The following is a 10,352-nucleotide window of genomic DNA, read 5'->3' as shown; positions in this document are numbered from 1 at the left end:
CGCTGTGGGTGAAGAATCTCCGCATGTCTCCGTTCGGATGAGATTTCGGGGTAAACCGCCCTTGCGTGATCTCATCGCGCAGCTGGACGACATCCACGGGGTCAAGAAGGTCTCCGTCGCCAGCGACAGCGGTGACCAGGACGACTCACGCTGATTCATAGCCCTACCACGGCGTATGCCGGAGCCTTTTGCGGTCCTCCGGTGCACCGGTGTCAGGACTCGCGGCATGTCTTCAGCTATGGGTCATTGGCTCTCTGACTCGCCACCAAACTGTATGTTCTTCAATTCATCTATCGCTCTGCAGGAGCTTCTCTATGACTATTCTGTCGTCTGCCACGGCCCATCTCGCCAAGAGTCCGTTGCCCTTGTATGACCGATCTCAGGTCACGCCCGGGATCATGCACTTCGGGTTCGGGGCTTTCCACCGGGCACACCAGGCGGAGTACCACCTTCACACGAACCCGGCTTTCATCAGGGCCGTCACCGATGCCAGCCAAAACATCCATGACCAAGGCATCGAAACCGCCATCGCACTGCAGGCCTACCAGGGCGAAGCCAGCTCCTAATGCTCCATTTCCAAGGTAATGACCGCCGTATCAAGAAGTACAACGAGCAAGCCCAGGCCGGCGAAGGGCGCGACGTGTTTGACCGTCCGCTCTCTCCTGCGTTTCAACGGCAAGAAGAGGTGACAGAACCCGTGTCTCAATCAACTCGGTGGTCGCTGTTCACGGGGGCTCAGGCCGCGACATCACCGGCCGGCCCATCTCAGTCGACCAGGGTGGCATGTCATTTGTCCCTGCCGTCCCCTCAGTTGGACCGTATGTTGAGACTAGCTAGGCCGCGAATCGTGAGTTCAGCGGCCGTTCCGCTTCCCGCTGGTGCACCCCATCATGCTGTGCTGAGCCGTGCCGACGGAATGGGGCCGTAAATGACTCCCGAAAGATTGCCACGACGTAAGGGCTCAACACCGGTACGGCTATGATCAGCCGCCAGTACAAAGAGGAACTGAACGGCAAGCCCTCCCCTAACAAACTGGGTTGGGGTGGCGGGCAGTGAGGGTGGAGTATGAGATATAGGCAGGGCACTACACCGCGACAATCACGTCGCGTGGCGCAGCCCTACGCCAGCTGCAGCACCTGGGGCGTGATCTGACAGTCCCGTTTTCAGCCGATGGCCCGATACCTGACTTTCGCGGCATTATTGCAGCGCCGTGGCCCAACCGTATCCGTGATGGTAAATACGAGTTCCAAGGGGTGGAATATCAGATTCCGACGAACGAGCCGGAACGTGACTGCGCCCTGCACGGCTTTGCCTTCGACCTGGACTGGACGGTTGAGGAAAAGGACGATTCTTCTGTATGGCTCATGTGCTTCATCCGGGCAATGCCCGGATACCCCTTCACATTATGTTTGTCAGCGCGCTATCGCTTAGACAATCACGGCCTGCACACCAGCATCACCGCGACCAATATCGGCGGTAAGACGGCGCCCTACGGAGTCTGCCCCCACCCGTACTTAGTAGCCGGCCCAGCTCCAATGGATGAATGGACGCTTCGTTTTCCTGCGAGCGGCGTCGGGGGTTTATGGAGGAACTCAGTAGAGAGGGTGTTGCCCCTACTCAGGTACGTTGTTCAAGACCTGAATGATGCGGAGGCGGCGCGAAACGCGGTTAGAGCGTTGCTGCGGTCCAACTCGCCCCCGACCGCGATATTCGCCAGCCAGAATCTGGTGACGATCGGTGCCATGAGGGCGCTGCGCGAATGCGGGCTCCAAAAGTCGGTTGCCCTCGTCGGCTTCGACGACTTCTCTCTTGCTGGCCTGATCGAACCCGGCGTTACCGTCGTCGTCCCTGACCCGGAAAGAATGGGACGAATCGCTGCAGAAATGCTGTTCATGCGGATCGGCGGGTCCCGGGCAGAACCCCGGACCCACATCGTGCCCACAGAACTTCTAGAGCGTGGGTCCGGGGAACTTTGGGCAGCGGGAACGATGTAGTGCCCCTCCGACCCTGAAAATACCGCCGTCAGGTCAGGACGGAAGGAATAGACCATGGCAGACGCTCCAGGATGAGCATCAGATGTCGAAACCTTGCATCTAATGCAAAAACCCAATCCTGAGCTGTAACGATGCGAATCTGCTGTCGGCTCAGCGCAGGAAGACCAGGCTGACCTGAAGAAACGCACAATTGACGCAGTGACACGAGTTTCCTGCACTAAACGAAACTCGCCCTACTCAAGGCCGATAAGGGACTCTCTGCACTAACTGATTCTTTTCGAAAAGGAAAAGAGGATGGACTACCAGCAGGTAGTCCATCCTCTTTCTGAGGCCAAGATCAACTAGCTATGCCGTCCCTCTGACACCGCGAATACCATTGACCGCGCCCCTCCACCCATCTACGCCTCGTCTACGGTTCCCCCTTCAGGCAGTTCTGCACAGTGCCGCCGATGGGTGGTCTCCACGTGTACCCAACCGTTAACTGTGGGGACTGTGACCTCGAAGGTGCCTAGTTGTCTCGGTGTTCAAGTCGCCGTTGCCACTGCTTGGGTGACTAGTGAACCGCTTTTTCGAAGGTTGTGGAGGAATCACCAAGGTCGCTGAACAAGTCGATAGGTGTCTCCTCTTGAATCCTTGCGCATTGAACCGGTCGCGGCGCTGTGTCGACGTTGAGCCGGAAGATGTCTGGCCTTGAATAATGGCCAACGACGTCGAAATCGAATTTCCACCTTGCGATTTCCCCCAGGTCGAGGTCGGCATAAATGATGCATTCGCCTTCGCTCGTGGGCGCAACAAGAAATTCACCGGAAGGCGCGACAATACAGCTACCCCCGCTGGACATTACAGGGTCCGAGCTCGTGCCCTGTGCCCGGTGATGGTCATCGGGAAAGTCAGCAACGGTTGTGTATTGATTGCTCGAGAGCACAAAGCAACGGCCCTCCTTGGCAATGTGCTGCATGGACGCGGCCCAGTCAGGCCGGTTGTCAGCTGTAGGCGCCAGGTAGATCTGGATGCCCTGCGTGTACATGTGGAAGCGCATCAATGGCATGTAGTTTTCCCAACAGATGACAGCCCCGATTTTGCCGACTTCCGTATCGAAGACCGGCATTGTCGAGCCATCGCCAAAGCCCCACACCAGCCGCTCCAAGCCTGTGGGCATCAGCTTGCGGTGTTTTCCAAGCAGGACGCCTTCGGGGCTGAAGAAGAGAATGGTGCAGTAGAGCGTGCCTCCGTCTCGTTCTAGAACCCCAGTGACGAGATGGATGTTGTTTGTCCGTGCCACCTGGCCAATGCGCTGCACTTCCGCTCCCGGGACATCAATCGCCCCTTCCCAGTAACGCCTGAACGCGTCACGGCCACGCGGAGTGCGCCCGCCCACGAATGATCCGAAGTCCTCGCCGCGGGCATATCCTCCGACGAACACTTCAGGGAACAGGATCAGTCTTGCCCCTGCTGCTGAGGCGTCTTGGGTGAAATCGGAGAGTTTTTCAATGGTCGCATCGGTGTTGCCGTAGATGGATCCGGCTTGTGCAACTGCGACTTTAACTTGATTCATTGCAGATTTCCTTTTCATGAGTGAAGGCCGTCCCGCCTCGTTTGCTGACCGCTGGGACGCGACGTCACTGGCGCGACATCAGGAGATCGACAATCCTGTGCGCTGGGTGAGCTCACTGGGCGCAGGTACATCTGCGATGGAGTTTTCCTGTGCGGCTACAGCCGATTCTGACCAATTTTTGCCCGGTTTCCACAAGGGCGGAATGCTTTTCGAGGCCAGGGGACAGAACCTATCTGGAAGATGGCTGAGGTGGCCAGCGATCCTCTTCCTTCCGCTGGCCACCTCAGTTGTCTGCCTAGTACGTCGTGATCATTCGCTCCGGAACGCGCGTGAGAAGCCGCGGGCCTTCATTTGTGATGTGGAAGGTACTTTCGATCCGGGACTGGAATCCATCCATGTAGACGCTTGGCTCAATGGCAAGAACCATGTCCGCCTCGAGTTTCCGTTCTACGCCTTCCGCGATTCCAATTCCGATGAGCTCGGTGCCGAGGGTACGCCCGGTACGGTGCATGACGTAAGGGCCAAGACCCCCCTCGACAAGAACACTGCGAACGGCCACATCAATATCGGAGACAACGGTTCCTGGGTGCAGCATGGACACCCCGACTTCGTATGATTTCTTCACCGTCGCATTGATGTCCTGCTCAGTGGAGTCCAAAGGTCGTTGCGCGATGATCCGGCCGAAACCGAGCCTGTAACCCAACAGGTAGGGCACTCGGCACAGATCGATCGCAACAATGTCAGTTGGCTCGATCAGACGGGTTGAAGCTGTACCGTGTGAACGGTTCAGCCGCGGCCCGGAGGTCAGCAACTGCGCACCCAGCCCGATAGGAGAATCTACGTACAAGTCGTTGTAGGTCTCGGACTCAATGACCTCGGCACAAGCGCGAACGTTGTGCTCCAAACCAAGCATGGCCACGTCGCATTCGCGCAGGCCGCCTCGCTTAATTGCCTCAAGCTCGACCTGGAACATGCTTGCAACTAAGACTCCGGAGGCTTCAAACAGCCGCACTTCCTCCGCATCTTTAACATCCTGTTGACGCTCGAGGCTGCCTGAGTTCGGGACCACGGTGAAGCCCTCGAACTTTTCCTCAAACGGCCGCTTGGCTTTCTCCGTCAGGAACGACTTGTCGATGCTGATGCGTGCGTCGGATGGGCCCTCTTTTTCGATGAACCCCCGGACGAGTCCCCAAGCATCGCCCGAGTCGTCCGGTGAAGTCCATTCCACATGATGCTCAATGTTGAGCGGAACGTTCTTCGTCGCGGCCTCGGCGAAGGCCCTTTCAATTTTTGGTACGACGAGCAGGGGAGTTCCGTCTTGCGGCACAGTAAGACAGATGAGACGGCCGGGTTCGAAATATTCAGCGCGCGTGGCGTACCCCCAGAACCCCGTCAAGTAGCGGATGCTCCCCGGCAGCATCACGATGCCGAAATCGACGCCTTCTTCCCGCAAAGTTTCTTGGTACCGCTTCAGACGGCCCGTGAAATCAAACTGGTACATCTAAGTTCCCTTCAAAGTAAAAATGTTGTTGCACTTACGCACTGGCTTTTTTGAGCGCCCGTTTGCCCTGTTTAGTGATCCTCGCGGTCTAGGAGAATCGTTCGAAGCGAAAGGGAGCCAGTTCCGCGGAATGGTCTTCGCCGAGCACTTCAGCGGCTACGAGCCCGCCGGCGTAGACGCTCAGAGTCACACCGCTGTGCGAGATAGCGAAGTGGAAGTTGGGCAGTTCCGTTACACGGCCCAGGACGGGAAGGCCGTCCCCGGGAATTGGTCGCTCCCCGACTCGGACGCTCTCGATTGTCGCGTTGCGAATTCCGGGGTAGAGCGCGCACGCTGCTTCGACGATCTTGTCGACCGCAGCCTGCTCGACGCTGACCTCACCTGTAGGTGAAACTTCGACGGCACCGTCGTGCTGGTAGGAGTGCAATTGAAACCGCCCACCACCGTCAGGCCGCACATGGACATTCGGCGCCATGACAACACGGCAAGCTGAGATCGCGACTGGTGATGTGTGAACGAGAATGCCGCGAGTGTTGCTCATGGGCAAAGTAAGTCCCGCGAGTCGCGCAACTTCCGATGCCTGCGGGCCGGCGCAGTTAACCACCGCGTCAGCGGCGAGTTGCTGCCCTGAAGCCAGACGAACAGAACTCACCAGACCGTCCGCAACGTCAAAGCCTACGACCGCGTCATTCCATACCTTTTCGGCCCCTGACTGCGCCAAGAGGTACCCGATCAGCCGGGCCGGTGAAACCCATCCTTCGGTCGGAAAGTAGGCGATTTCATGGTCCGGCAGCTCGGTTGGGTTGATGTCCGGTTCCAGCCGAACGGCGTCATCTCGGCTGATCCATTGAGCTGGATACCCGTAGCTGAGGCCAACCTCGACTTTTCTGCGGAGCTCTGTCCGCTCGCCGTCATCGCCACCCCATTGAAGGTTCCCGGGTTCTTGATACCAGTCACTGCCGCTCACTGCATTAGCTAGCTTCCGGTGTGCTTCCATGCTGGCTACGTTGAGATCGTGATACTCGCGGGGTTCCTTCCCCCCATTCGCGTTGATCCAAGAGAAGGTGGCATTGGACGTGCCTCCCCCCGGCACCCCGGCGTCGACGACTGTAACGTGCGCACCTCGCTTCGACAGCTCAAAAGCAACCGCAGCCCCGTAAACACCGGCGCCAATGACAATGACTTTTTCAGCCATGAAAGAATTTCCTCATCTGTAGTTTTTCTCTACTGAGCCCACTCGACAGCTTGGGGAACGCCAGCTGATCGGGGCGCCTGCAAACCGGCGAACAAGGGGACGAACGCATGTAACTAGTTGCATGCTTCAAAAAAATAGACTTTGACGTCAAGCAGTCACTGACGGGTCTACTTCTTCGGCCGAGCTGGGGCGGAGAAGATCATCCCCTGGGCCGTCAGGTTCTGAACTGACACTCTTCCGGCGATTCCCAATGCCGACCATGGCGACGACCATCGAGATTGCGCTTAGCCCTGCCAGATAAATCCCCGGCGCGAGACCGTATCCAAGGGAAACCCACCAGGTCGCAAGGAATGGTGCGGTTCCTCCGAAGAGTGCGTACGCCAGCTGGTAGGACAGGGCCGCTCCGGAGGCACGCACGGCCGGTGGAAGCAGTTCGACCATGGCCAGCGCAGTGGTTGCGGTGAATCCGCTGTAAAGGAGGGCGAGCACCGTGATGATCAGCACCGATTGAAGCAAGGAGCTGTTCTCCAGCATGGCCAGTGCTGGTACGGCCAGCAAAGCCAAGCCGGCTGCACACGTAACTGCAACCTTTTTCCGTCCGACACGGTCAATGAGGCGCCCGGAGATAGTGCAACCTATCCCCAGCACGCTCCACAGCACCAGCTGCACGATTAATGACTGACCGATGCCCACCGAGATTTTCGCCGCCATGTGGGAGACGAGGAAGGTGCTCATAATGTAGGCCGCTGTGGCGTTCGTCATAGACCAGCCCAGAATGATCAGCAGTGGCTTCTTTGAAGTTCTCAGGGCTTCTCTGATTGGTGTCTTTTCCACGCTTCCGGAAGTACGAAGCTCCTGGAACACTGGTGATTCCTCCACGCGGATACGCAGGTAGAGGCCTAGCAATCCAAGGGGAGCGGCTATCAGGAACGGCAGTCGCCATCCCCAAGAGAGCAGCTGTTCCGGGGTTGTGGTGAGTATCACGGTCAGGGACACAGCAACTGCCACGAAACTGCCGATGTAGGACCACACTGGCGTGATTGCGGCATAGCGACCGCGTTGGTGGTCGGGAGCGAATTCGACTACGTAACTAGTCGAGCTGCCGTATTCACCTCCGGCTGCGAGAGCTTGGGTGAGGCGGAATAGCAGCAGCAAAATCGGTGCCAGGATGCCAACTTGGGCGGCGCCGGGCAGCAAGCCCAATGCCAGGGTAGCGATGCTCATCAAAAGAACGGACAGCAAGAGGGAGCGTCGACGGCCTAGGCGGTCGGCGATTTGACCGAAGAGGAAGCCTCCAAGGGGTCGGGCGAAAAAGCTGACCCCAAAGATCGCGAGGGTAGCGAGCAAACCGGTCGTGGCATCGGTTTGCGGAAAAAACACTTTAGCGATCGTGGTGGAGAACAACCCGTATAGAACAAAGTCGTACCACTCCACGAAGTTACCAATTGCGGCGGCCTTGATTGCTGCCTTTCGGCGCATGGCGATGGCGGCGGCGTTGCCGTTATCCATGAGCTCCTCCTTTATTGAACCGAGACTCGCCGAAGACGCTTGCACGGATCGTTTGTTAGTTGGGGGTGGGGCGCTTGCGGCGGTCCGCGTGTTGGCGGACTACTCTCAAAACCTGTGGGCCGAGGCGACAAGCGTGAAGCAACTTGTAAATGTAACTAGTTGCATGTGATCATGGTCATAGCAAAGCACACCGGCGCGGTCCGGGTCAAGAGAGAAAGATTCTCGGTGAACTCAACGTGTGGGCAGGCTTGTTTACAACGTCAATCGGGCTAGTTAGATCTCATGATCACGTTGAACCCGAGACCGCCGCCTTATGGTGGAGTCCGGCTATTGAAAGGATGCATAATGGCGCGGGCCACAATTAATGATGTCGCCACTTCGGCCGGCGTCTCCACGGCGACGGTATCCCGTCTGTTGAACGGTCTAAATGTTTCCAGCGGCACCGCGGACCGCATCTGGAAAGCAGTAGCCGAGCTCGACTACACGCCGAACGCACTCACACGCGGGGTCTTCGCTGGCCGCTCCAGCACGATTGGCGTGATCATCCGGGACCTCGACAGTCCCTATTACCTCGAGCTGATGCGGGGGATCGAAGAGGCCGCCACCGCGCACGACAGTCTGGTGATGTTCGCCAACACGTTTAGCCGGGTCGACCGGGAGTGGGCACACGTCCAGAAAATGGATGAGCAGCGGGTTCGTGGCCTCATCCTCACCACCGGCCCCGATAGCGATGCGCGGGCTCGCCGAATGGCCGCTGCCGGCACGCCGTGTGTAATTGTCGGCCGGGCCGCGGACCTGTCGCCGAACCTGCACTCGATCAGCCTGGACAATATCAAGGCCGGTCAACTCATTGGCGGACACCTTTTGGCGTGTGGGCGTTCCTCCATCGCTGTCATCACGATGGGAAATCGGGAGCAGGGCATCCTGCGGATCCGCGGACTTCGAAGTGTGCTAAACGAGCATGACATCGAATTACCCGACAGCGCGGTGCGAGCAGTGGAGGCCAAGGAAGAGGTCTTCACCGCAATCGCCGAGTTGCTGGCCGACGCCCGGGCTAACGGATCGCCAATCGACGCGGTCGTCTGCATGTCGGATCTGCTCACCAGGCACATCTATGAGGCTCTCCACAAGCTTGGACGTCGTGTTCCGGACGACGTTGGGCTCATTGCCGTTGGTGATTTCGACTGGGCGGAAACTCTAGGCATGACCGTCATTGCACAGCCGACCTACGAGATGGGACTTGAAGCCGCGACACTGATCGTGACCGCGCCCCAGGAACCGGTACGTATCGTCCAAGAACCACGCCTCATCGTGCGCCGGTCGTGCGGAGAGGAATAGCCGGCATTAGGCGACGATCCCGGGGTCCGACATGGTCCCGGCGACGCTTGACTTGGGCGCCCTGTGGATAGGTCATCGTACTCTGATCAGTCCTCATGCTTGTTGAGACCAGGTGCGTGCACTTTGACCAAAAGATGAGTCCTGCGGAGGAACCACCCTGATGACGATTCGCTTCGAGGGTCTTGCTCAATGTAACTAGTTACATTATGATGTAACTAGTTACAAAGAGGCGAGTGCTGGTGGTTCCCGGGGGACCAGGAAAGACCCGGCAACAGGCTAATGCCGATAAAAACAATTCTCTGCAGACCGTAATGATCCATCGGCTGCGAAGAACATCAGGAGAATCAAGTGAAAAACAGAGCGGCCGTCGCCCAGCGGACCGCCAGCAGACTGTCGAACGCGGAACATGTCTATCAGCTGACGCCAAACTACTGGACGGTAACTGAGGCTAGGAAGACTCCAGCGGAAACGTGGAGTTTAACGTCAGCGGACGAGCTTTTCCCAAGTGATTCCGGACGAACTGACAACAGGTAGCCATTCCCGTATCGCGGAAGCATAAGACCACCAGGGCCTCCCGTCCTCGCAACTGCCCTGTTTTCAGTACCTGTGGCTAGAGAGAAGAATCGATGACGTCATCCTGTGTTTTTGCAGGTTCTGACTCAGCCGGATGCAGGAGCGGTATAAGAAGAAGGCTGCCGCGACGGAGCATTTGATCGTCATCTCGAGCAAACCGTAGTTCAAACAACAAAATTTAGGAGGACGCATGACCCACGCGACTCAAGTCATCCGTCGCGTATCGGCTACCGACGTGGCTACGCTCGACAATCTACTGAATTCCGCAGTCGAAGACCTCATTCCGGAAGCCCTCGCACTGAACCAAGGCATCAAGGTGACCAGAGTCGGGCCAGGAGACTACATCGTCGAAGCAGCGCCCGATGCTCCGTGCGGTTACACAATCTATGGGCCACGCTGATCCGCGGACCACCAGACGCTACGACCGGTCACGGCACAAGCTCGCCAAGTCGGCCGGCTACGACGTGGCCCCGGCGCTGGCGTAAGCCAAGGCTTGTCGTTCTCTGTATATAGGGATCGAAGCAGCAATCCGTCAGGTCAGCGGGGTCGAGCGGACGCACAAGGGCACCTTCGAATACAACATCAACCTCGTCGAGTCTGGAAACTCGATCAACGAACCCCTCAACCGAATTGCCGCCGATGTTAAAGCGGCCGTTTTGCCCCTCGCTGTACCACACAGTGACTACT

9 protein-coding genes and 1 pseudogene are annotated in these 10,352 nt (G+C 57.9%); 5 read left to right on the top strand and 5 right to left on the bottom strand.

What is annotated here, in order from left to right; all coding sequences use genetic code 11:
• Positions 1 to 314 precede the first annotated feature (314 nt).
• From AB4Z38_RS25270 to AB4Z38_RS25260, 3 genes and pseudogenes are all read left to right on the top strand, one after another.
• Entirely contained in the window at positions 315 to 566 is a 252-nt protein-coding gene (locus AB4Z38_RS25270; protein WP_441432261.1) for a hypothetical protein, read from the top strand.
• A 528-nt stretch (positions 567 to 1,094) separates the two neighbouring features.
• Positions 1,095 to 1,514, top strand: a pseudogene (locus AB4Z38_RS25265) (aldose epimerase family protein); the annotation flags it as partial.
• Between the two features lie 21 nt (positions 1,515 to 1,535).
• Positions 1,536 to 1,994 carry a substrate-binding domain-containing protein gene (locus tag AB4Z38_RS25260; protein WP_441432262.1) on the top strand — a complete coding sequence of 153 codons (459 nt, stop codon included), beginning with the start codon at positions 1,536 to 1,538 and terminating at the stop codon, positions 1,992 to 1,994.
• A 553-nt stretch (positions 1,995 to 2,547) separates the two neighbouring features.
• Here AB4Z38_RS25260 and AB4Z38_RS25255 read toward each other — a convergent pair.
• The 4 genes from AB4Z38_RS25255 to AB4Z38_RS25240 all read right to left on the bottom strand — a co-directional run bounded on the left by AB4Z38_RS25255 (position 2,548) and on the right by AB4Z38_RS25240 (position 7,754).
• Positions 2,548 to 3,549: a carbon-nitrogen hydrolase family protein gene (locus tag AB4Z38_RS25255; RefSeq protein WP_441432260.1), complete on the bottom strand. Its 1,002-nt coding sequence runs from the start codon at positions 3,547 to 3,549 to the stop codon at positions 2,548 to 2,550.
• Between the two features lie 295 nt (positions 3,550 to 3,844).
• Complete coding sequence (locus AB4Z38_RS25250) at positions 3,845 to 5,050, bottom strand: M24 family metallopeptidase (protein ID WP_441432259.1); 1,206 nt, start codon at positions 5,048 to 5,050, stop codon at positions 3,845 to 3,847.
• Positions 5,051 to 5,138: 88 nt separating this feature from the next.
• Complete coding sequence (locus AB4Z38_RS25245; protein ID WP_441432258.1) at positions 5,139 to 6,245, bottom strand: NAD(P)/FAD-dependent oxidoreductase; 1,107 nt, start codon at positions 6,243 to 6,245, stop codon at positions 5,139 to 5,141.
• A 147-nt stretch (positions 6,246 to 6,392) separates the two neighbouring features.
• Entirely contained in the window at positions 6,393 to 7,754 is a 1,362-nt protein-coding gene (locus AB4Z38_RS25240) for an MFS transporter (RefSeq protein ID WP_441432257.1), read from the bottom strand.
• Positions 7,755 to 8,099: 345 nt separating this feature from the next.
• Here AB4Z38_RS25240 and AB4Z38_RS25235 point away from each other — a divergent pair, with 345 nt between their 5' ends.
• Complete coding sequence (locus AB4Z38_RS25235) at positions 8,100 to 9,092, top strand: LacI family DNA-binding transcriptional regulator (protein ID WP_441432256.1); 993 nt, start codon at positions 8,100 to 8,102, stop codon at positions 9,090 to 9,092.
• Between the two features lie 763 nt (positions 9,093 to 9,855).
• A complete protein-coding gene (locus AB4Z38_RS25230) occupies positions 9,856 to 10,065 on the top strand; it encodes a hypothetical protein (RefSeq protein WP_441432255.1) in 210 nt (69 codons plus the stop codon).
• A gap of 28 nt (positions 10,066 to 10,093) precedes the next feature.
• On the opposite strand, the gene AB4Z38_RS25225 is transcribed toward AB4Z38_RS25230, so the two are convergent.
• Positions 10,094 to 10,352 (bottom strand): hypothetical protein (locus tag AB4Z38_RS25225; RefSeq protein ID WP_441432254.1); only part of this gene is annotated, 259 nt, incomplete at its 5' end.

The sequence above is a fragment of the Arthrobacter sp. 2RAF6 genome (genome assembly GCF_052115205.1).
In the GTDB taxonomy this organism is placed as follows: domain Bacteria; phylum Actinomycetota; class Actinomycetes; order Actinomycetales; family Micrococcaceae; genus Arthrobacter.
Note: the sequence above shows the minus strand (reverse complement) of the source record. Positions and strands in the feature narration are given on the sequence as shown.